The 21,540-nt window shown below is 64.3% G+C and carries 22 protein-coding genes and 1 pseudogene; 13 read left to right on the top strand and 10 right to left on the bottom strand.

The features are described from left to right. Nucleotides 1–78 precede the first annotated feature (78 nt). Complete coding sequence (locus FJ548_RS10335) at nucleotides 79–1,056, bottom strand: nucleoside hydrolase (protein ID WP_140777813.1); 978 nt, start codon at nucleotides 1,054–1,056, stop codon at nucleotides 79–81. A 276-nt stretch (nucleotides 1,057–1,332) separates the two neighbouring features. Between FJ548_RS10335 and FJ548_RS10330 the strand changes: the two genes are divergently transcribed. Both FJ548_RS10330 and FJ548_RS10325 read left to right on the top strand, forming a co-directional pair. After that, nucleotides 1,333–2,394 (top strand): hypothetical protein, encoded by a 1,062-nt coding sequence (locus FJ548_RS10330; RefSeq protein WP_140777812.1) that lies wholly within the window; start codon nucleotides 1,333–1,335, stop codon nucleotides 2,392–2,394. Between the two features lie 41 nt (nucleotides 2,395–2,435). Further along, complete coding sequence (locus FJ548_RS10325; protein WP_140777834.1) at nucleotides 2,436–3,170, top strand: hypothetical protein; 735 nt, start codon at nucleotides 2,436–2,438, stop codon at nucleotides 3,168–3,170. 240 nt (nucleotides 3,171–3,410) lie between these two features. Here the strand turns inward: FJ548_RS10325 and FJ548_RS10320 are convergent, their stop codons facing one another. From FJ548_RS10320 to FJ548_RS30710, 4 genes and pseudogenes are all read right to left on the bottom strand, one after another. Continuing rightward, nucleotides 3,411–4,643 (bottom strand): peptidoglycan-binding protein, encoded by a 1,233-nt coding sequence (locus FJ548_RS10320; RefSeq protein WP_181168750.1) that lies wholly within the window; start codon nucleotides 4,641–4,643, stop codon nucleotides 3,411–3,413. Nucleotides 4,644–5,044: 401 nt separating this feature from the next. Further along, nucleotides 5,045–5,320 (bottom strand): annotated as a pseudogene (locus FJ548_RS10315) (LysR substrate-binding domain-containing protein); the annotation flags it as partial. Continuing rightward, nucleotides 5,256–6,164 carry a transcriptional regulator GcvA gene (locus tag FJ548_RS10310; RefSeq protein ID WP_140777810.1) on the bottom strand — a complete coding sequence of 303 codons (909 nt, stop codon included), beginning with the start codon at nucleotides 6,162–6,164 and terminating at the stop codon, nucleotides 5,256–5,258. The gene FJ548_RS10310 and the pseudogene FJ548_RS10315, both read right to left, overlap by 65 nt. Before the next feature lie 22 nt (nucleotides 6,165–6,186). Then, on the bottom strand, nucleotides 6,187–6,321 hold the full coding sequence (locus FJ548_RS30710) for a hypothetical protein (protein ID WP_281407063.1): 135 nt from the start codon (nucleotides 6,319–6,321) through the stop codon (nucleotides 6,187–6,189). Between the two features lie 56 nt (nucleotides 6,322–6,377). Here FJ548_RS30710 and FJ548_RS10305 point away from each other — a divergent pair, with 56 nt between their 5' ends. The 3 genes from FJ548_RS10305 (at nucleotide 6,378) to FJ548_RS10295 (ending at nucleotide 8,852) form a co-directional block, all read left to right on the top strand. Next, on the top strand, nucleotides 6,378–6,560 hold the full coding sequence (locus tag FJ548_RS10305; RefSeq protein WP_140777809.1) for a DUF1127 domain-containing protein: 183 nt from the start codon (nucleotides 6,378–6,380) through the stop codon (nucleotides 6,558–6,560). Further along, entirely contained in the window at nucleotides 6,557–7,453 is an 897-nt protein-coding gene (locus tag FJ548_RS10300) for an NmrA family NAD(P)-binding protein (protein WP_140777808.1), read from the top strand. The genes FJ548_RS10305 and FJ548_RS10300 overlap by 4 nt, the downstream gene beginning before the upstream one ends. 283 nt (nucleotides 7,454–7,736) lie before the next feature. Continuing rightward, nucleotides 7,737–8,852 carry a KamA family radical SAM protein gene (locus FJ548_RS10295; RefSeq protein WP_140777807.1) on the top strand — a complete coding sequence of 372 codons (1,116 nt, stop codon included), beginning with the start codon at nucleotides 7,737–7,739 and terminating at the stop codon, nucleotides 8,850–8,852. A 434-nt stretch (nucleotides 8,853–9,286) separates the two neighbouring features. Here the strand turns inward: FJ548_RS10295 and FJ548_RS10290 are convergent, their stop codons facing one another. Genes FJ548_RS10290 through FJ548_RS10280 form a run of 3 tightly spaced genes read right to left on the bottom strand, consistent with a single transcriptional unit; the run spans nucleotide 9,287 to nucleotide 14,575 of the window. After that, entirely contained in the window at nucleotides 9,287–9,931 is a 645-nt protein-coding gene (locus FJ548_RS10290; RefSeq protein ID WP_140777806.1) for a 4'-phosphopantetheinyl transferase superfamily protein, read from the bottom strand. Beyond that, nucleotides 9,928–10,404: a GNAT family N-acetyltransferase gene (locus FJ548_RS10285; RefSeq protein WP_140777805.1), complete on the bottom strand. Its 477-nt coding sequence runs from the start codon at nucleotides 10,402–10,404 to the stop codon at nucleotides 9,928–9,930. The genes FJ548_RS10290 and FJ548_RS10285 overlap by 4 nt, the downstream gene beginning before the upstream one ends. Nucleotides 10,405–10,456: 52 nt before the next feature. Beyond that, nucleotides 10,457–14,575 (bottom strand): Pls/PosA family non-ribosomal peptide synthetase, encoded by a 4,119-nt coding sequence (locus FJ548_RS10280; RefSeq protein ID WP_181168757.1) that lies wholly within the window; start codon nucleotides 14,573–14,575, stop codon nucleotides 10,457–10,459. A gap of 604 nt (nucleotides 14,576–15,179) precedes the next feature. Here FJ548_RS10280 and FJ548_RS30705 point away from each other — a divergent pair. The 8 genes from FJ548_RS30705 (at nucleotide 15,180) to FJ548_RS10245 (ending at nucleotide 19,614) form a co-directional block, all read left to right on the top strand. Beyond that, nucleotides 15,180–15,302 (top strand): hypothetical protein, encoded by a 123-nt coding sequence (locus tag FJ548_RS30705; protein ID WP_281407062.1) that lies wholly within the window; start codon nucleotides 15,180–15,182, stop codon nucleotides 15,300–15,302. Between the two features lie 28 nt (nucleotides 15,303–15,330). Further along, nucleotides 15,331–16,302, top strand: coding sequence for an MBL fold metallo-hydrolase (locus tag FJ548_RS10275; RefSeq protein WP_140777804.1), 972 nt, complete (start codon nucleotides 15,331–15,333; stop codon nucleotides 16,300–16,302). 88 nt (nucleotides 16,303–16,390) lie between these two features. Beyond that, entirely contained in the window at nucleotides 16,391–16,870 is a 480-nt protein-coding gene (locus FJ548_RS10270; protein ID WP_140777803.1) for a tetratricopeptide repeat protein, read from the top strand. Between the two features lie 266 nt (nucleotides 16,871–17,136). Further along, nucleotides 17,137–17,643, top strand: a complete 507-nt coding sequence (locus FJ548_RS10265) for a DoxX family protein (protein WP_140777802.1) — start codon at nucleotides 17,137–17,139, stop codon at nucleotides 17,641–17,643. A gap of 225 nt (nucleotides 17,644–17,868) precedes the next feature. Then, the gene (locus FJ548_RS10260) at nucleotides 17,869–18,471 is read left to right on the top strand and encodes a BA14K family protein (RefSeq protein WP_140777801.1); all 603 of its coding nucleotides are present in this window, start codon (nucleotides 17,869–17,871) and stop codon (nucleotides 18,469–18,471) included. Between the two features lie 106 nt (nucleotides 18,472–18,577). After that, a complete protein-coding gene (locus tag FJ548_RS10255; RefSeq protein WP_140777800.1) occupies nucleotides 18,578–18,907 on the top strand; it encodes a DUF2934 domain-containing protein in 330 nt (109 codons plus the stop codon). Nucleotides 18,908–19,123: 216 nt separating this feature from the next. Then, nucleotides 19,124–19,408 (top strand): PRC-barrel domain containing protein, encoded by a 285-nt coding sequence (locus FJ548_RS10250; RefSeq protein WP_140777799.1) that lies wholly within the window; start codon nucleotides 19,124–19,126, stop codon nucleotides 19,406–19,408. A gap of 56 nt (nucleotides 19,409–19,464) precedes the next feature. After that, nucleotides 19,465–19,614: a hypothetical protein gene (locus tag FJ548_RS10245; protein ID WP_010910556.1), complete on the top strand. Its 150-nt coding sequence runs from the start codon at nucleotides 19,465–19,467 to the stop codon at nucleotides 19,612–19,614. A gap of 105 nt (nucleotides 19,615–19,719) precedes the next feature. Here the strand turns inward: FJ548_RS10245 and FJ548_RS10240 are convergent, their stop codons facing one another. Next, entirely contained in the window at nucleotides 19,720–20,904 is a 1,185-nt protein-coding gene (locus FJ548_RS10240; protein ID WP_140612082.1) for a patatin-like phospholipase family protein, read from the bottom strand. 28 nt (nucleotides 20,905–20,932) lie between these two features. Further along, a complete protein-coding gene (locus FJ548_RS10235; RefSeq protein ID WP_140612080.1) occupies nucleotides 20,933–21,529 on the bottom strand; it encodes a hypothetical protein in 597 nt (198 codons plus the stop codon). Nucleotides 21,530–21,540: the final 11 nt, after the last annotated feature.

Here is a 21,540-nt window from a genome sequence, read left to right as displayed (position 1 = left end):
CCAAGCCAAGTCTGCAGTTCCGCTGGGCTGCCCCGGTTCACAACCAGCCGCGTCTTGTTCGTTCGGACAGCGCTTGAATTACGCCTCCTTCTGGCTGGTGAGCCGCTCGAGCGCATCGACGATCAGATCACAAAACTTCGCATGGTCGAGCTTCATCGCCACGGTATGGCGGAAGTCGACCTGCTCGCTTGCCGTGCCGCCGAAATGGTGCATGCCACCCATCTTCTCGAAATTGCAGATCGTCATGCCCTTGGTCCACCGTCCGGCAATTTCGACGCGGATATCGGCCTTCTCGGTGGTGAAGACGCTTCCGTCGATCATGGCGGCGACGCAGCATGCGTCATGGACGGCGGGATACTCGATTTGCAGCAGGGCGCCATGCGTGGTCGCAATGAACTCCCAGATGTCGAGGATGAACCTGGCGATCGGACCGCCGACGGCGCGCACCCTGTCCTGCAGCTCCGGGGTGGCCAGCGCCTGGTGCGTGAGGTCGAGCCCCACCATGGTGACATCCCAACCGGCGCGGAACACCACGTCGGCGGCCTCCGGGTCGCCATAGACGTTGAACTCCGCCGCGGGCGTGATGTTGCCGCGCGTGTAGCTTCCGCCCATCGCGACCACCCGCTTCACCCGCTCGACGATGCGCGGGTCCTTGCGGACGGCTAAGGCGATGTTGGTGTAGGGACCGACCGGGACAAGCGTGATCGTCTTCGGCTCATGCGCCATGACCGTGTCGATGATGAAGTCGACGGCATGCCGCTTGTCGAGCTCGAACGAGGCAGGCGGCAGCACCGGGCCATCGAGCCCGGTATCGCCGTGGATCTCGACCGCCAGCACCTGATCGATGATCAAAGGGCCGGGGGAGCCCTTCGCCACCGGCACCTTGATGCCATAGGCGGTGCACACGGAAAGCGCGTTGCGCGTGGTGTTCTCGACATTGTGGTTGCCCGAAACCGTCGTGATGCCGAGGAGATCGATCTTCGGATTGCCCGCCGCCAGCAGGATGGCGATGGCGTCATCATGCCCGGGGTCGCAGTCCAGGATGATCTTCTCCATGGTGGCACCTCTCTTGTCGGCGGATTCCGTTCGAACAAGAGACTGTCGGGTCCATGCAGTCAAGGTTGCGGTGGCCAAGCGACACGGGCACCCGCTCCCTAGGCAGGTCTGTCGCGCGATCGCAATGATGGGACGGCGAAACGCTCTTCGTTCGTTCGAATGACAACAAGCAAGGGATCAGGAGGTAGCGTGCGGGCGGGGCGGCATAGAGCGCCCCAGCTCGAACCAAGTGGAGAATAGAATCGCGGTGAGGGTCGCGACAGGTGGGATCAAGTGATGATTGATTTGCCGGATACCAGATCGAAATCTCCAAGCAGCGGCTTCACCTTTATCAAAAGACGGCCTTTGATTTCAAGTCATGGGACGTCTGGAAGGGGCAACGCCATGCTGTCCCTCGTTCCTTCAATCCTCATTCTGCTGTTGGCGTCCCCGGCCAACAGTCAACTGGCGCCCGAAACGTCAGCGGTTGCCGCAGCCAATGGCCACTCGCCGGTCGTGGACCACACCGATATCGCGAAAGAACCGGACAAGGTGCCGCCCGGCGAGGATGAGGGGGCCTTGCGCCGCGAATTGGCCGCGGCACGAGCCGAACTGGCCAGGCAAGCGCAGGTCCTGAAAGAGCAGCGGCAAACGGACGAAGCGCTCACGCTCAATCTGGAGACGGCTCAGCGTGTCATCGAAAACTTCAGGGCGGAAGCCAGTCACTGGGACAGCGGGAAAGGCGCCATGGCTGAAGCACAGCCCGCAAGCGAAGCCTCGCAGGCCGCCGCGACGCGAGCGCTTGATGACGAGCGCCACAAGGCAGAGCTCCTGGAACAAGAACTCACCGCGGCTCGCCAAACGATCGATGCCCTCAAGGCAGCCGCAAATCTGGCCGCGCAGGAGCGGGCCAAGGCCGTGAAGGCCCGGCAGGTGGCCGACGCCGCTTCAAACCAAGCGGGACAAGCACTCAAACTGGAACGTGAACGAGCAGATGCAGCCATCCGTGACCTTGAGAGTGCCCGCAAGGAACGCGATGCCCTGAAGCAGAACTCGATGGAATTGAGTGCGGCGCTGGAGCAAGAGCGTGAAAGGGCCAACGGCTTAGCCCGCAGCCTCAGTGCCGCGCGTGAGGAAATCGACGTCGCGAGGGATAAGCGTCGGAGCGCGGCCGTTGAGCGCGCGCCCAAGGCACGTACGAATGCACTGGCAAGTTCATCATCGCGTTCGGGCGCAGCCCGTAACCCGGGTTTGCCGAAAAAACAGAAAGTGAAGGGTCCAAAGCCGCCGCAAACTGTGTTGCTGGCAACCACTGCTCTTCCCATTGCATTGCTCCCAACCCGACCACCGGCGCAGTGAAAGGCAAGCGAGCGAAATGCATCCCGCAGGGGAGGATGATGATGAAAGAGTACTTCGCCGCCGCGTTGGCGATCGGTATCGCAATTGGCCCCGCCTCGGCTCTCGATGCAGGTGTAGGCGGTAAGGTTGGCGGCCTTGGGGTCGGCGCCGGAGCGAGCGTCGGTTCGCAAGGCGGATCCGTGGGGATGGGCACGAAGGTGGGCGGTGCAGGCGGAGCAAATGTCGGCGCGTCGGTCGGCGTCGGTAACGGGTCACCCGCCGCGGGCGTTGGTGCCAGCGGAAAGGTTGGCAACACAAGGGGGAGCCTTTCGAAAGGTATCGGCCTCGGCAACGCCCCGCCCGCCGAAAACGGTTCGGCGACCGTTCCCGGCAAGCCGGCCGCTGCCAAGCCGGCCGCGGCCACGACAGCCACTGCCTCCGCCAAGGCCGCCAGGCAATCGAATTTCCTGCCGCCCATCCTCAGGCCTTCCAAAGCCGGCGAGGGCGACCCCACCCCGGGATACCTTCTTCGATCACTGGAGCCCGTTACAGCGAAACCCGGCAGGCCAACCGCGATCGCGCGAGCCTGCCGCGCGGCGATCATGTCCGCCGCGAAGCCGCTTGGCGCCGTGCGCGTCAATGCCGTCAGCGCGGGTGCCTTGCACCACCATGGAGGTGTACTCACGGCGCCGATCAAGGTGCGAATAGACTATGCAAGACAGGGCGGCATCGAAGTTCGGCAAGCGCAAGTCAGTTGTCGCCTCAATAAAGCGGGCAGGGTCACCGCGGTAACATAGCACCGAGGCTGAAAGAGGCATCGAGCGTGGCGATTTCGTCCTCGATGCGAAAGCGCTGAACGGCGTCCTCATAGCGCGGCAAGCCGGTTTCAATCCTGGTCATGGCAATCTTCCCCTGGCGGCGCTCCATCGCATGGCGCGCTGTCGCGGCGACAATGGCATCAGATGGCGCCGATGGGCAACGATCGACACCTGCCCCCATCTTCTTGTCGAGGGCGTCGGTGGGGCTAAGACGGATCCCTACTTCTTCAACGTAACGTCGAGCAGGGCGAGCGACATTCCTCCCAACAGGTCGAACGCTCTTTGCATTTCGGCTGTTCCTTCGTCCGTGGTTTTCACGCCGCCCGGATCGCGATTTGGCGACGGCGGCGCCACGGTCGTCATCAAGCCGATGCTCTTCGTGACTTCGATATAGCAGATGCCGTGCGAGACGCGATCTCCGAAGTGTTGCACGCAACCGAAATCGACCACCCGTTTTTCTCCGTTCTTGGTGGTGAACGTCGCCTGCGACTTCCTGTCGAGATGGTCGGCGCCGCCTTCCTCGCGCGACCTCTTGTCGGCCATCGCCTCCATTTGCGCGAATACGTCCGATCCATCGACATGGTAGAGATCGACGATATCCGCTTCCGGGCTGGCCGGATCGGTCACCGTCGCCGTGCACCTGATCTTGCTGTCGCCCGCCAGGCGGCCGCAGGTGAAAGTTCCCTGGAAACTGAAATTATTGCCCGTCTGGCCATTGATGTTGCCGATGCCTTCCGACAGGGCACCGTTCAGGGCCTCCTCGTTCACGCCGAATGCGTCGAGCGGGGAGGTCGGTATGTTCTGCGACGTCGATGGCTGCACGGCCTCGGCGCGCGGCGCTGCCGTTTTTATGTGCCAGTCCGAAGTGTCGACATCGCGATTCCCCTCCAGGATGGCTGCCACGAGCGCGCCGGCGCCACCGAGCTTGGCCGTCAGCTGGTCGAGCGTTTTCTCGTCAGGTTCGCTGGTAACCGGCAAGCCTGCCTGGCTTTGAAACGACTTCAACGCGCTCTTTGTATCCGATCCCGCGTGGGCGTCGATCCGGCCCTTGTAGTAACCCAGTTTGAGCAGCAGGACCTGCGCGAAAATCGTGCGGTCAAACAGCGCGTTATCCTCCTGGCTGATGGACTGATTGCGCTCGGAGAAGGTGGTTTGCGTGTGGCACAAGCCTTTCACCGCGAAGGTGCATGCCAGTTGGGCCTGAATGCGTGCGTTGACCTCCATGGAGGCCTCACAGGCTATGCCATAGCCGCCATTGTCGCCTGTGGCGACCGCCCCCCATCCGCCCTGGCATTCCAAAGCCAGCTGGCAATTGACGCCTTCTGCTCCCTTGCATTGCTCGAGCGCGCATTTACGCGCGGCTTCCCTGCTTGTGTAGCCGGAGCACCAACCATAGGACTCATCATCGCCGAAGAAGACCGCGCCAGCCGCCAGAGTGCTGCCGGCCGGCAAGAGACCCAGCAGAAGACAGCCAAGCATGAGACAGAGGCGCTTCATCGCAGCCTCCGATTTCCGTCTCGGAACATCTTTCGCAGGCGGTGACGGCGGCGGCTGTGTTCGGCGATGCCGCGGCCGAACGGGAAAGGCCTCTCAAGTGTCGGGAGCATCAATCCGCTCATGGCGACCAGACCTGGACAGGTCCGCCTTTTGCGGCCTGGATTTCGGGCAAGCGTGTGTTTGCCTTGCCAGACATCATCTCACGGCCGCCGGCTCGCGTCCCCCTTCATAGTGATGAAGACCGCTGCATTTGCGATGCCTCGATGTCGGGTCGGTCGAAGCCGCGGCAGAGGAGGCACGCTGCGCAGCGCCTGGCCGCCCGAGCGCGGCGGGCAGGGGCCGGATTGCGGGGCCTCTTACAAGTTCGCCTCGGCGAAGATGCGCGCCGCCCAGTCGAGGAACACGCGCAAGCGCGGGGAGAGCTGCCGGTTCTGCGGGTAGAGCGCCGACAGCGGCGTCGGCGAGGGCGGGTAATCGGCCAGCACCTCGACCAGCATGCCGTCCGCAAGGTCCTTCTCGAAGCGATAGCGTGGCGCCTGGGAATAGGCGCGTGCGGCCATTAGCCACTCAACTGCTTGTCGCACCGGCCCAGTCTGCCGCGATCTCGGCGAACAGCCAGTCGCGGAACGCCCGGACCTTCTTCTGGCGCAGCGCGCCGTCGGGATAGACGACGTAGTAGCGGGCGGCGGATTTCAGCGCGAGGTTGAACGGCCGCACCAGTCGTCCGGCCGCAAGGTCGGCCGAGACGAGCGCGCTGCGGCCGAGCAGCACGCCTTCGCCATGCACGGCGGCCTCCACCGCGAAGGTGGCGGAATCGAAGCGCACGCCGCGCTTGGGGTCGATGTCCTCGACGCCGGCCTGCTGCAGCCATGTCGCCCAGTCGATGCGAAAGGCATCGTGGATCAGCTTGTGATGCCGCAAATCCCCAGGCTGGCGCAACGGATGTTCGCCTTGCAGGACTTCCGGGCTGCAGACGGGGAAGACCTCCTCGTCGGCGAGAAACTCCGCCGTCACACCGGGATAGCCGCCACGGCCGTAACGGATGGCGATGTCGATGCCGTCGCTGACGAAATCGGCGAGCACACCGGAGGTGGAGAGCCGCACGTCGATGTCGGCGTTGGCCCGGTGGAAGCGGTGCAGCCTCGGTACCAGCCAGCGGCCGGCGAAGCCGTCCGACGTGCTGACGTTCAGGATGCGCGTCGAACGGTCGGGCGTGGCGGCGATGGTCGCGGCGGCGATCTGGTCGAGCGCCTTGCCGACTTCCACCGCATAGGCAGCGCCCACGGTTGTCAGGCGTACGGACCTTGTCTCGCGATCGAAAAGTTGGATGCCCAGCCTGTCTTCTATGTTGCGGACGGCGCGGCTGACCGCGCCATGGGTGAGGTTGAGCTCTTCCGCCGCCTTGGAAAAACTCAAATGCCTGGCGGCAGCGTCGAAGGCGGGCAGGGCGGTTAGAGGCGGCAGTCGGCGCGGCATGATCTCGACCTGTGAGCGTTGCTCACAAATCCTGCACAAAGAGTCGTTTGTCGTCCAGCCCGAAAACACCCAATATCCAGGTGTAGCGCGCATCCAGATCGGCCTTCGGAACACCGGATGCGCTGAAATGACCAATCACAGTGTGAGCAATCGTCATGCTCGCCCTCGCGGCGGCACCGGCGCGCTTGCGCACAGTGAAACAGGAGACGGACAATGACCTTGACCCTTGGACCCATCGGCGCGGCGATGAGCGGCCTTGCCAGGCGCAGTGCCGCAACATTCGAGCGCCGCCGCACGCTGCACCAGATTTCCCGGCTTTCCGACCGCCGGCTGCATGACATCGGCCTGGAGCGCGACTGGGATGGTTCAATCCTTGGCAATGGGAGGCGGATATGACCAGCACCCTTATCATCGGCGCCACCGGGCTGCTCGGCAGCGAGATGGCCAAGGCCAGTGCACGCGATGGCGACAGCGTCCATGTGCTGGTCCGACCGGCAACCGTGGGCAATGAACAGCGCATACGCCCGCTGAAGGAGCTCGGCGCCACGGTCCATGTCGGCGATCTCGACGATTATGACAGCCTGGTGCGCGCCGTCGGCAAGGTCGATCGCGTCATCAGCTCCGTGCATGTCGGTTCGGCCAGCGAGATGATGCTGGTGCGCGCCGTCAAGGATGTCGGCGTTTCCCGCTATGTGCCTTCCGCCGGCTTCGGCCTCGACTTTGCCGCCGCCGCGCCGGGCTCGATCGAACCGCTCGACCTCAAGAGAGCCGTCTTCGATGCGATCAGGGAGGCCGATCTGCCCTATACGGTGATCTACACCAACGGGTTCTTCTCGACCTGGGTGGCGACGCTGGGCGACCTGACGCGCTTCGGTTCGACGCCCCTGCCGCCGGACGAGGTGACGCTCTATCGCGACGGCAATGTGCCGGCGACATTCGTCAGCGAAAAGGACATCGCCGCCGTCACTATGCGCGCGCTGGAGGATCCCGGTGCTGTCCGCCGTGAAATCCGCATCGCGCAGAACAGGATCACGCAAAGCGCGATGATCGATCTGTGGCGGCGCGTGAGCGGCCGTTCGCCGCGCATCGTGCGGCAGAGCGCCGAAGAGCTGGAGAGGATGATCGCGGCAGTCCCCGGCCTCGGATTGCTGCGGGCGTTCTGGATCCGTGGCGAGACCGCGCTGGAAACGGCTAGCCCGGAAGCGGGCGCGCTTTATCCGGAGCTGACGTTCGAGACGATTGAAAGCGCCTTCGTGGCGTTGGCGGCGACGAGCGGAACAGGTGGCTAGGCGCGGCGCCGCATGCCTTGGGTTCCTCGCCCCTGCCGAAGGCGGGGGAGAGGTGGCCGCGAAGCGGCCGGAGAGGGGCGTAAAGCTCCGGCTTTGCAAATGGAACCTCTAGACATAATGCGCGAGGCCGGCGCTGCCCCCGCTCCGTCTCGGCTTCGCCGAGCCACCTCTCCCCCATTTCATGGGGGCGAGGAACCCAAGCTTTCTGGCCGCTTCGCCACCAAGAACCTTCAGCCCTTGCCTCCAATGCTGTATTCAGCGGCCCGAGTACAAGGAGCTTTGGATGACCGCAACCCTTACCGCCCCCGCCGACACCACCTGGCAGGACGATGTCCGCGAGGGGGTGCGCCATGTGCGCGACCTGGCCTCCCTGCCGCTGTCGCCCGCCGAGCGCGAAGCCGCGCGGGAAGCCGCCAGCCGCCACAAGGTGCGCGCGCCGAAAGCCTATCTCGACCTGATCGACTGGAACGACCCCGCCGATCCGATCCGCGCTCAGGTCATCCCGTCGCCCGGGGAGTTGGAGGAGGCGGAGGGCGAGCTTGGCGACCCGATCGCCGATCATGAGTTCAGCCCGGTGCCCAGGCTGACGCATCGCCATGCCGACCGGGTGCTGTTGTTCCCGACCTATCAATGCGCGGTCTATTGCCGGTTCTGCTTCCGTAAGGAATCGCTGACCTCAATCGGCCGTGGCTATACGCGCGAGGCGCTGGAGCCAGCACTGGCCTATATCGCAGCTCATCCCGAGATCCGCGAGGTGATCCTGACCGGCGGCGATCCGCTGTCGCTGCCGGACAAGGCGCTGGCCGAGATCCGTGCCCGCATCGAGGCCATTGCCCATGTGCGGCTGCTGCGCATCCACACGCGTGTGCCGGTAGCTTTGCCTTCGCGCATCACATCCGGGCTGGTGGAAGCGCTGCAGGGCCGGCTGATGGTTACCGTCGTCACCCATTTCAACCACGCGCGGGAGATCACGGACGCTGCCGAGGCGGCCTGCCGGACGCTGCGGCAGGCGGGCTTCGTGCTGCTTAACCAGAGCGTCCTGTTGAAGGGCGTCAACGACAATGTCGAGGTGCTGGAGGAGCTTTGCCGCGAGCTGATGTACCGGCTCGGCGTCAAGCCCTATTATCTGCACCATGGCGACCTGGCGCGTGGCATGGCGCACAGGCGCACCACGATCGCCGAAGGCCAGGCGCTGGTGGAAGCGCTGAGGGCGCGGCTGTCCGGCATCTGCAATCCGGTCTATGTGCTCGACCTGCCCGAAGGCGGCGGCAAGGTGCCGCTCGGGCCGTGTCACCTCGAAAGACGCGACGGGGACAGCTGGCGGATACGCGGGCTGGATGGCGCGGTGAGAGATTATCGGGAGATCGTCGGCGCAGGGGACGACGAGCACGGCGCCTAGGATGTAGACTCACTATCGCATAACCAGTGCGGAACTGAGCAAGCGGTCATCGGTTTGAACCTCGCTGGACCATCTCACACGCGGGAACTATAACGTCGCAATGGCCTATTGGGTGAAGCGTATTGCGCTAAAGGATGGCGAAGTAGTCACGGAGCGTGAGCTTCGCGAAGATGAAAACCGATTTGCTGGACCGGCTCCCGTGGTCGGTGATTTGATTGAGGTCCAATGTCGCGGCCGCAGGTTTATGGCGGAAGTGAAATGGGGAAATTGGCCCGGTCGCGTTCATTCAGACGATTCTGTTATACCGCTACGAGTTGCCGAGGTTGGACTTGATCCGGCAACCCCGCTTCGCTTTCCTACTCTGGGGCCAACCGCATCGCGGGAATGACTGCTTTCCACCAAGTTCGGTCATTTCGCATTAATGAGTTCACCGCCTAGTTCGTGTCGTCAACAAAGGCCAAAACCACCACGCGCGGGGCGGCGCAGTAGGCGAGGCTGACCTTGCGGCCCGTCCTCGTCATCGCGCGGCCCGTGCCGAGGTCCACGGCGATATCCTCATAGCCGAGGATCTGGCGATCGAGCGGATAGGCCGCCTTGTAGACCGCCTCCTTGGCGCAGAAGAGGATGCGGCCGGCAAGCTGCCGGTCGGTAGTGCCGATTTGATCGGCATTTGTCGAGACAATTTCGAAAATGTCGTCCGGCAGGGGTTGGGCGGGCTCGACGTCGATGCCCAGCGAGCGGATGCGGCCAACAGGTGCGACCGCCGCCACGGCCATCTCGTCGTCATGGGCGAGCGAACCCGTTATGCCGCGCGGCCAGACCGGAGCGCCCGACGGCGCGCGCAAGATGGCGACGTCGCGGATGCCGATATCGGCCAGCAGCCTGTGCGCGACCAAGCGCGCCGCTCCGCTGGCGCGCCGCATGGCCGGCTGGCGCGCGGGGATGGAACGCGCTTCCTCGGGCATCAGATGGGTTTCGTCAGCCTCGCGTATCAACCGGCATCCGGTTCGGATATCCCCGGGCGCGATTGCCGCCATGGCCTCGAGCAGCGCGCCTTCGGCGGAGGGCGGCCGCGTCAACGACCGTCCGCCGGCAGGACGAGGTCGGCGATCATTTCGCCGTCCTCGTCGAGACCTTCCTCGACGAAACCGGCGGCGCGATAGAGCCGGCGCGCCGCTTCGTTCTCCGGTTCGTAGCAAATCGAAACGTGGCTGATATGGCCGAGCCCGGCGATCTCGTCCAGCACCTGGCGCAACGCGGCCTTGCCGTAGCCTCTGCCCTGCCAGGCGCGGTCGATCATGAAGCGGTAGATGCGCGCCTCGTCGTCATCGTCGGGCGCCTCGTACATCAGGAAGCCGACGACACGGTCGCCGGCCATCACGACGCGGGGCCTTGCATCCCGGTCGGATCTCGCCTCCTTCAGCGACTCCGCGTTGCTCGCGACAAAATCCACCTGGTCCGGGGCCAGTTCCAGCGACGCGACCAGGGCCCGGTTGGCCTTGGTCACGGGCGCGAGACGGATATCCACGGTCCTGGCCGACCAGTCCGTCACGGCCCGGTTCCCGGGGTATCGAGATCCGCCCGTCGGACAGCCATGCCGGGCCTCAAGCGGAGGCCTTGGCGCCACCGTCCGTGACCGGTTCGACGAACCGGTGCAGCTTGGCCGGGTTGCCGCGCCAGATGGAGTAGGGCTCCAGCTCCTCGCCCTTCATCACGAAGGCATCGACATCGGCCACCGAGCCTTCGCCCATCACGACGCCGTAATGGACAAAGGCGGACGGTCCGAGCGTGCAGCCCTTGCCGATGCGGATATAGTCGGACTTGAACGCACCTTCTTCCAGCGAGTGGGCCTGGATGACGCAGCCCTCGTTGAGGGTGACGTCGTCGCCGATCTCCACCAGGGAGCGTTCGGTCAGGTTGGCGCCGCCGTCATAGACGCGCTTGCCCACCTTGACGCCCAGCAGGCGCAGGATCATCGGCCGGAAAGGCGTGCCGCTGAACAGGCGCACGATCGGCGAATCCGCAAGCTTCCAGTGGCGTTCATGGCGCCAGAACGTGACGTCGTAGATCGTCGTCATCCGCGGCTTCAGCCTGCCGAAGCCGAGGCTGGCCCGTTCGACCAGTATGTAGAACGGAATGGTGATCGCGGACGTCAACAGCACGGCGACGAAGAGGGCGACCTCGGCCCATTCGGTATAGTAGTTCAGGGCGCGATCCCAGATCGCCAGCGTGGCGAACAGCATGACCCACTGGGCCGCCACGAACAGCAGCACGGTCACCAGATTGTGCAGGTTCTTGTGCGGGATGCGCTGACGCCGGTCTTCCTCGTCGATGCCGGCGATAAGCTCCTTGTCGCGGTTCACCATGCGGGGGATTTCGAAGGGAGGCGAGCCCAGGAGCCCGACATTCTCGCGCAACGGCCCGTCGACCGGAATCATCACCTTGGTGCCGAGCAGGCAGTTGTCGCCCGTGCGTCCATCCGGCGGATAGTAGATGTTGTTGCCGAGATAGTTGCGTTCGCCGATCTTCGTCGGCTCCAGCCTGAAGGCGGTGGCGGATTTGTGCATGTTGATCATGAACAGCCCGTCCGACACCATGGTCTGGGTGCCGATCTCGCACAGAAGCGGGTTTTCGTGCTGCTGGTTGGAGCCGAAGTTGGAGCCGGTCTGCACCACCTTGTTCAGCTTCCAGCCGATGGCGCGCATGTAGTGCACGATCGCCGAGCTGTCGCCGAACAACAGCCCGAGCACGCGGGAATTGCTGGTGAATTCGGCTACGGTCTGCAGCCAGTAGCGGAAACCGTAAAGCGTGTAGGTGCGGCCTGGCTTCAGGATCAGGTTCGTCAGGCGCGGTATCAGCGTCGCGGCGAGGAAGGCCGCGGCGATGTAGCCGAAGAGCGTGACCGTGGTGCCGATCGCGACCACGCCGATCGTCTCCTGATAGTCGTCGCCGACATTTTCCCAGTAGCTGTGGAACAGCAGCGGCAGGGGGGTGACGATGGCAAACAGGCCGACCAGATGCGCCGCCTCGAAGAGGAAGCGGCGGATGTTGGACGGGTTGACGTTGCGCATCTTGCAATAGTCCGCCGTGGTCGGCACGGCCGGCGACCCATGCCAGTGCTCGCCGTCGGGAATGCTTTGCCCGCGCTGCAGCGAGGAAGAATGGCCGAGCTGGCCGCCGTCGCCGATCGAGGTGTCGATGTCGATCGTGCAGCCGACGCCGACGAAGGCATCGCGGCCGATGGTCAGCGGCCCGGTGTGGATGTAGCCGGACTGGGCGCGGTAGCCGAGGATCATCGATTCCTTGCGCAGGATGGTCCGGGCGCCGATGGAGATCAGATCGGTGCAGACCGGCACGGAGCGGGATTCGATGACCGCGTTCTTGCCGATCCTGGTTCCCAGCAGCTGCAGATAGAGACTGTAGAGCGGGCTGCCGCGGAACAGGACGACCGGCGCCGAGCGGATCAACGTCTTGACCACCCAGAAGCGATAATAGCGCAGGCCCCAGATCGGGAACGCCTCGGCCTTCCAGCGGCCGACCAGCAGCCATTTGGCGGCGACGGCGAAGCCCGATATGCCGAAGAACACACCGGCTGAAAGCGCCACGCAGCGCAGATAGAGCTGGACCGGGTCGTCGAGCGCGTCATAGACCCAGTTGAGCCCGTGATTGACCGCCCAGAGCGCTAGATAGCTGTAGACCCCGTAAAACAGCAGCTGCGCCATTCCACAGGTCCAGTAGGCGAAATTCGATGCCTGGCGGGTGAGGACGGGCTCGTTGGTGGCCGTCGTCATCTCTTCCGGCACGCGCAGGTGCTTGGCCAGGCGCGCCACCGTCGGGTAGAGATAGATGTCGCGCATGGAGGTCGTGGCCCATTCCTTCCTGGTGCGCACGCGCGCGCAGAAATGGGCCATGAGCAGCGAGTTGGCGCCGAGATCGTCGAAGAAATTGTCCTCGACGGACACGTCGTCGAATTTCAGCACGGCGCACAGCGCATCGGCCAGGAAGCGCTCGTCGTCATTGCCGGGCGCCACCATGGTGCGGCCGGCCGAAAGCCGCACGCTTGTCGGCTTCGGCAGCTGGCGCAGGTCGACCTTGTTGGAGACCGTCATGGGGATCGCCGGCAGTTCCTCCAGATAGGAGGGCACCATGTAGTCCGGCAGGCGCCGCTTCATCGTCTGGGCAATGTCGGCGCGCGACAGCGGCGGCTGGCCGGCCTTGGGCGCGTAATAGGCAACGAGCTCGACGCGGCCGGGCTCGATCTCCCAGGTGGTGACGGCGGCCTGCGCGATCTCCGGCTGATCCAGCAGCACCGCCTCTATCTCACCAAGTTCAATGCGATAGCCCCGGATCTTCACCTGGGTGTCGATGCGCCCGTTATACTCGATCTCGCCATTGTCGTTGATCCGGCCAAGGTCGCCGGTGCGGTAGATGCGTTTCGACGGATTGTTCGGCAGGCCGACGAAATCGGCGATGAACTTCTGCTCCGTCAGGTCCTGCCTGTTGAGATAGCCGACAGCGAGCCCGATGCCGGCGATGCCGATCTCGCCCAGTTCGCCGGGCTCGGCGAGTTGCGGCAGGGACGGGTCGAGGATGACGATCGAATAGGTGGGCAGCGGCGCGCCGATGGTCACCGGGCTGTCCGGCGTCAGCGCGCCCATCGTCGCCGTGACGGTCGCCTCGGTCGGGCCATAGGTGTTGAGGATCTGCCGTCCCGGCTTCGACCAGCGCACCACCAGATTGTGCGGGCAGGCCTCGCCGCCGACCAGCAGCGTGCGCAGGCTGGGCACGTCGCTGGTCATGGACGACAGCAGCGTCGGGCTGCAGGCCATGCAGGTGATGTCATGATGGCTCAGGAAATCCGCGAGCTCCTCGCCTACCAGCGGCAGCTGGCCCGGCGCCGGCACAACGGTCGCGCCGGCGGCGAACGGCACCCAGATCTCCTCGGCCGAAAAGTCGAAGGCGATGGTCATGCCCTGGTAGACGCGGTCGCCCGGCTGGTATCCGTAGGAAGCGGCGGCCACCCGTATGAAGTTGACGAAGCTCTGGTGCTTGATGACCACGCCCTTGGGCCGGCCGGTGGTGCCCGACGTGTACAGAATGTAGCAGGTGTCATCGGATGACGCCGCCGCAGGCGGTGGCAGCGGTGCGTCGGACCGTGCGGCAATCTCGGCTGCGGCGCTGTCGATCAGCACATAGGGGACGGGCAGAAGTTCGGCCCGCGACGCGTAGGCGGCGATGGTGACGGTCAGCCCCACGCTGGCGTCCTCGATGATGAGCGACATGCGCTCTTCGGGAAAGGCGGTGGCCAGCGGCACGAAGGCCGCGCCCGCCTTCATCACGCCGAGCAGGGCGACATAGGTTTCCGCCGACCGGTCGAGGATAAGCCCAACCCGGTGACCGGGCCGCACGCCGCGTTCGATCAGCAGGCGCGCGAACTGGTTGGCGCGCTTGTCCATTTCTTCGTAGGTCCAGACACGCCCCCCGGAGATCACCGCCGGCAAGGTGGAGAACGTCGCGGCGAGCTGTTCGAAGACCGCATCGAGCCGCTCACCGGGCTGACCCTGCCGGGCGAAATCGGCGCCCGTCAAAATCTGGGCGCGTTTATCCGTGCCGGAACCGGAGGCAATCCTTACAAGTGCATCGACGCTGTCCAGGCGAGCCCCTTCGGGGTCTCCGCCCGATCTCTCCCTGTCCAGTTCGGCGACATCGACACCGTGATCCATTTCCAAAACTTTCTCGTCCTGACCGAACAGGCACATCTCGCTCATGCCGCCGCGCCGACAGGCATTCGGCTGTGCCGCCGCTGCAATTTGACCGTTGTTGATGGAGGTGGAATGACTGGCGCTTCCATCATGGAAGAGCCTGGAATTCCGACCGGCGATCGATGACCGCCGAGTCGCACCCCTCTTTGGCCGGCCCGATATCACATATTCGGCGCTCTGTCTTCACATGTTCGGGAGCAGGGCAAGGAGCATATCGCCTCGGCGCTGCCGGCGGCGCGCGACATGCCGAACAGCACCCCCATCCTTCCGTTCGAACCTCGTTGCATTGCCCCGTACCAAACCCCGTTCGCCCGCGCGGCGGCCAATTTCCGGTCGCTGAGGGATGGTTATGCCATCCGATCTTTTCGCCAGTTTTTCCGAACTGTTGAATATTGTTTCTGGATTGTGTCTGGGCGCCCTCTCCGCATGGCCGCTGCCACCAGATTCCAGCCTTCCAAAAAAATCTCGCCGCAGCCGGGAATAAAGCGCGGTCTTGCCGGGTCTTCCCTACAGCGGGGCCATTTCAGCGACCCGCGTCGAGGAAACGGGACAAGGAACTTACCGAATGACCAAGCTCGCTCTCAGCGTGGCTGCGATGCTGCTTGCCTCGAGTTCGGCCTTTGCCGGCGGCGCCCATGGCGCGCAATCAGCGGCGGAGGGCAGGGGCCTCCGCCATTTCCATCCGTGACAGCCACCACTCACCTGAGGAGATCCCAATGTTCAGCATGACACGCCGCACAGTGCTTCAGTCCGCCGCCGCCGCTGCCGCCTTCGGCCTTGCCGGCAAGCTTGAATTCACCCGCCCAGCCTCCGCCGAAACGTTGGTGGAACCCAGCGTCGGCTTCTACAAATACACGGTCGGCGACATCGAGGTCACCGCCGTCTATGACGGCATCTGGCGCAAGCCGCACGACCCGGCCTTCATCAAGAATGTCTCGGTCGACGACACCAAGGCGGCGCTCGCCAAGGCGGGGCTGACCACCGACTTCATGCCCATTCCGCTCACCGTCGTGGTGCTCAAGATGGGCGGCCGGCTGATCATGATGGATGCCGGCTCGGGCGTCGGCCAGTGGCAGACCAATGCCACGCATCTGCCGGCCAACATGGCGGCCGCCGGCATCGACTACAAGGCGATCGACACCATCATGATCTCGCATTTCCACCCCGACCATGTCTGGGGCCTGATGGAGAAGGGCACCAACGCGCCGGTGTTCCCCAATGCCGAGCTGATCGTCAACGCCACCGAATACAATTGGTGGACCGACCCCAGCCGGCTGGCGAAACTGCCGGAAGGCCGCAAGCCGGCGGGCAAGCGCATCGCCGAAAACTTCCCCAAATGGAAGAACTGGAAGTTGGTCGAGGATGGCGCCGAGGTCGCGCCCGGCATCCAGATCATCGCGGCACCCGGCCATACGCCAGGCCACTCGGTGTACCTCGCCAATTCCGGCAAGGAGCAGTTCATGGTCTCGGCCGACACGATGTATGTGCCGGCGCTTCTCGCGCCGCATCCGGAGTGGCAGGGCAGCTACGACCAGGATGGGCCGACCGCCATCACCACGCGTCACAAGATCATCGACCGGGTGATCGCGGACAACATCCGCGTCTGCGGTTCGCACTTCCCGTTCCCGGGCACCGGCGTCTTCGTCAAGGACGGCGGTGCCTATGGCTTCACCCCGGTTCAAATTTGAAACCGTTTGGAAACCCTACTCTGGCGGCGCCAGAGCGAATTTCGAAACGGTCTCGCAACCCCAGCACTCAATCAAAGCGAGAAAGACAATGAAACGGTCTCTTTTGGGCAGAAACGCCCTGTTCGGCCTGCTCGGCGCCATTGCCGTGCTGACCGTCGTTCCCGTCGCCACGATCATGCCGGCCTATGCGGTCGATGACATAGAGGGCGCCGATGCGCCGGACCTCACCGCCGTCAAGGCCAAGATCGACGCCAAGGACTACAAGGGCGCGCTGGCCGACCTGCGCGATCTCGCGCAGGACAACCAGCAGGCCGATGTCTACAATCTGCTCGGCTTCACGCTGCGCAAGACCGGCGACACCAAGACGGCGCTGACTTACTACGGCAAGGCGCTGGAGCTGAAGCCCGACCACAAGGCGGCCCGCGAATATCTGGGCGAGCTCTATGTCGAAACCGGCGACATGGACAAGGCCAGGGAGCAACTGGCATCGCTGCAAAAACTGTGCCCCGCCGGCTGCGACGAGCTTTCCGACCTGCAGAAGGCCATCGACACCAAGGTGACGAAATAGCAGCGGCCTTTCTCTCCCCTCGCGGGACCACTTGCGGGAGGGGATAGGGGTGGGGGTACTCGTAGGGCGAAAGCCTTGGCCCATATGCGATTGCCCTGCCCAAGGACGTGGGGGAGAAGGCGGCCGCGAAGCGACCGGATGAGGAGGCCTTGGCGCCGACGCCAGTCCCCACAAAGTTTGGGCGCTCGTGGCTGGCGCCCATTGCCGGAGCCGGCATCCTCTCCCTCGCGCCGGCTCCGGCCCTTTAGCAAAAATGGAGGCTGACCATGATACCGACCGAATCCGCCGCGAGGCTGCACGGCCTCGTCACCAAGCTGTACCTGCGGGACGCGGCCCTGCTCGCCGGCCGGCTGCTGCTTGCCCTCATCTTCCTGCATGAGGGCGCCACGCTTGCCACCCATTTCGACGCCGCCGGCAAGGCGATGGCAGCGCTTGGCGTCGGCCTGCCGCTGTTCGTTGCCACCATCGCGCTGCAACTGGGGGCAGGGCTCTCCATCGCATCCGGCCTGCTGACGCGGCTGGGGGCCATCGGGCTCGGCCTGTTCTGCCTGGCCACGGCCACGCTGTTTCACACCAACCTCGCCAGCCAGAACGAGCTGCTGCATTTCGAAAAGGACCTGGCGATATCAGGCGGCATGTTCGTGCTGGCCACCGCCGGCGCCGGCAGGATTTCGCTGGACTGTCTGCTGGCCCTCTATCTAGGGCAGCGGCAGCGCGACAAGGACATGGTGGCGGCATTGCTGGCGCCCCGACGTCATCAAGGGCCAGGATAGTTGCTTCGGATTGCCAGTTGCCGAAGTCGGCGCTGCCCCTCACCCGCCTGCCGGCGTTCGTTGCTCGAAAAGCCAAGCAGTTGGCTTTCGTCCGCTGCGCGGACCACGCCTCATCTCCCCGTATAGTGACGGGAAGAGGGGGCTGGCCGGCGTTTGCAGCACGCACTTTGCTGGAACCAGCCTTGATGCTCCGCATTTTATGAGCGAGGGCTTACGGAGGGTGACGTGAAAGCGATTTTTGGACTGGTCTGCGGCTTCGTCTTGACTCTTGCCGTTTTCGGCAGCGGGCTGGGCTTCGCCGCCTGGCTGCTTGCCGCCAAAGCCCCGCATGAGGCAAGGCCGACCGTCAGCGTGTCGGAGCTGTGGACAAGAAACGCGCGGCCGGTGGACAAGGCGGCGCAAAATCTCGAACGCGTGCCGGCCGACCAGCCCGCGCCGACTGACCTGGCCCCCAAAGAGCCGGCGCCCGACCCGACCGTGACAAGCGCGGTTCCGCCGGCAGCGGCCGAAAGGCAGGCCGCGCTGCCGCCGTCGCATGTCCAATGGTGCGCCAGCCACTACCGCTCGTACAATCCGGACGACAACAGCTACATGTCCTACAGCGGACGGCAGCGCACCTGCAGCTCGCCCTATCTCGATGCCGGCGACCAGTCCGCGCAGCCTTCGGCCGAAGTCAGCTATGTCGAGGCGGGCGGCACCGGTTCGGCCGCCGCGACGGAGCCTTCCGCCGACCATGTCGATAGCTGTTTCAGCCGCTACCGCTCCTACCGGCCGGAGGACAACAGCTACCAGCCATATTCGGGCGGGCCGAGACGGCAATGCGAGTAGCGGGTCCGAAGGCGATGAAAGGCGCCGGCGCCTTCCCGATCACGCGGATTTTTTGGATCGTTCGCCTCGGCGCGGCGTTCATTCCCCACACGGTGGAGGAAGTGATATGAGCGACGACAGGAACGACAGGATCCGCGAGCGCGCCTACCAGATCTGGCAGCGCGAAGGCGGCGTGCATGGCGACCACGAGCGGCACTGGCACCAGGCCGAGATGGAGATCGACAGGGAGGCCGCGCTGCCGCTGACCGCCGACGACGCATTGCCTCAGACCCGCGAGATCGCCAGCTCGGACGTGCTGGCGGTGGAGGATCTCGCCATGCGCACCGGCATATCGGGCGACGAGGCGCAGGCACTGCTCGACCGCCTGGGCAGCGACCGCGCCGCGATCGAACAGGCCGCACGCAGCCTCGAGGCGAAGAAGCGCGCCGGATCCTGACGCCTTTTCACGCAATTCCGGGCGGACAGGCGCCGCGCACGGTTCCCCGAATTGCTGAAGCAGGCCATGAAAGCGCGGTGCCGCCGGGCAGCCTGGCTGACGGACGAAGCCTGCCTGGACGGCGTCATCGACATAGGCGACAGCTCCTTCACTTGCATCGGAACCCTTGGCCGCCTCGGAGGTTCACCCTGTCCCCCAACCAAGGAGATTGAAGTCATGGACCACACGAACCACGTCAGGCTGAGCCCGGCCGAACTGACCGCGGACACGCTCGAAGGCGCCACCATCTACGGGCCCCGCGACGAGAAGATCGGCTCGGTCGACCATCTGCACGGCAGCCAGGTGGTCATCGATGTCGGCGGCTTCCTCGGCATCGGCGCCAAGCCGGTCGCCGTCGCCGCCAGCGAGCTCGATTTCATGCGCGACGAGGACGGCGATGTCCACGCCGTGACCAACTGGACCAAGGACCAGCTGAAAAAGATGCCCGAGCACCGCGACTGACAATCTGAAGGCCCGGCGACGACCGGGCCGTTCGTCTTTTCGAAGAGGAGAGACCGATGATCAGGAAACTCAAGGACGGAAAATACCGGCTTTATTCGCGCAAGAAGGATGAGAAGACGGGCAAGCGGCGGAACCTGGGCACGTTCGACACGCGCGAGGCGGCGGAGAAGCATGAGAAGGAGGTGCAGTATTTTAAGCGGCATTGAGGGAAATTGCCGAAGCGGCAGCAATGCGCCTCAAGGTGCAGGCCGACCTTCCGGAACGAGCGGAACGACCAGCGGGGTACAGCGGGACCACCGGCTCGAACCAGCTCATCTCGAAAAACGAGGCGGCACGTTTTTCCATGGCACGCCATCCCGGCCCATTTCATAGCCTTTTTCGAACAGAGCCCGCATGAACTTGTTCTCGAACGGGGTTTTCGGCTCATCTGTGAAGTCGGCCGGAACGTCTATGAAGTTGTAGGCGATGCCGTCGCGCCTGGCGATGGCGTAAAGCCTGTAGAGATCGCCGATCCCTTGCGTCTTGATGAGGGACGAGACCGCCTTCTCCGCGATGTCGGGCAGTGTGGCCTTCACGATCCCCGGCACCGGCGTCGTTCGGCCGTTGCGGATGATATAGAGGCGCGCCTTGACCCGGGCGTGGAACGTCCGATCGAGTTCACGCATGCTCAAGCCGGCGGGCATTAGAAAGACCTGGTTGCTGGTGCCGCCGTCGACGTGCATTTCGTGGTACGTTTTGCCGGAGGCGGTCACTTGCAGCTCGACGGGAGGGAATACCCCTGGAATGGCGGTCGAGGCCAGCATGACTTGCTTGAAGAGCTTCAGCCGGTCCGGGCGACGGCTCGCCGCGATAGCGCCCATGTCCCAGATCACGGGCCGATCCGCATCAAGATTGGTCGTACCGATGAAGAGCCTGCGTCCCTTGCCGGACTCCCGAGCGATCTGATCGAGCATGTCCTCGGTGACTTCTTCGTCGAGCATTTTGGCAAGGGGAGCGTTGCTTGTGATCGAGGCGCTCGACAGCACGCCGATGAAGCTGTGCTCGGTGTAGATGTTGGCGTCCTTGATCGTCGTGAAGGCATGCTTCAGGCGATCGTCATAGGCCGGGCCAAGGAACGCGAAGGGCGCGATCAACGATCCGGTGCTGATGCCGGTGACGATGTCGAACCTGGGCCTGGTGCCGGCCTTGGTCCAGCCCGCCAGGATTCCAGCGCCGAAGGCACCGCTGCTGCCGCCGCCCGAAATGGTAAGCGCGTCGAGCTCTCGCAGCTTGATGGAAGGGTCGGCCTTTGCCGCCTTGATTCTCTCGTCGCGGAACGCGATGAGACGATCGGGCGGGAAACTTTCGTCGGAATCGCCCCAGACGCGTATGTCTCGGGGATAGCCGCTCACTTCGGCGGCAGCCATGCGTTCTACAGGCACGCCATCGCGTGGATAGGCGGCGATGCAGCCTGTGAGTTGAATTGCACATAGGCAAAGCAGGATGATCCTCAGCATAGCTATCGGGGCCTGACGTGGTTTCTTTTCAAGCTAAGGCGAAGCTGCGAAAAAGCTGTTCGCCTCCGAGCACGGCGAAGGAGACGACGGTCATCAGCAGGGCGCGGTGGAAACGCGCCTGTTTGATCTCCCTTACGCGTGAGGTCTTCAGCAATTCAGCAGCTATCACCGAGGTCCAATCGGATTGCAGGGCCAGGTGGACCAGGTCGCGCACACCGGCGAAGAATCCAGGATCCACATAGTAGACGGGCGGGACGGCGCAGGCACCGGCCACTTTGCGGTTGAGTTCCTTGTCAGCCCGCCTGCGGCTCGGATAGAGCACTTGCCCGAACTGCACGATCGGCATGATGACGATCCCCCAGACCGCCACGTAAAACAGCGGCCCGAGCGGGGCATGCGACGGCAGCAGGTCCCCGAAGCGCAGGATCAGGTTGAGGGCGAGGATGTAGCCCACGCCCACAATCTGCGCCTTGGTGTCGTAGGAACGCGCCACCGACTGCGCCTCCTGCAGCGCTGCGGCCAGCATCTTGTCGACATATTCGCGCGTCGTCCCGTCGGGTTCCGCGCACCTGACGGCATCGGTCGTGAGAAAGCGGTCAAGGAGAGTAGGGCGTGTTTCCAGCATGGCTGCCTCCT

This window comes from Mesorhizobium sp. B2-4-17 (genome assembly GCF_006441275.1).
Classification (GTDB): Bacteria; Pseudomonadota; Alphaproteobacteria; order Rhizobiales; family Rhizobiaceae; genus Mesorhizobium.
The sequence above is the reverse complement of the archived record's forward strand: the minus strand, read 5'-3'. Positions and strand labels throughout refer to the sequence as shown.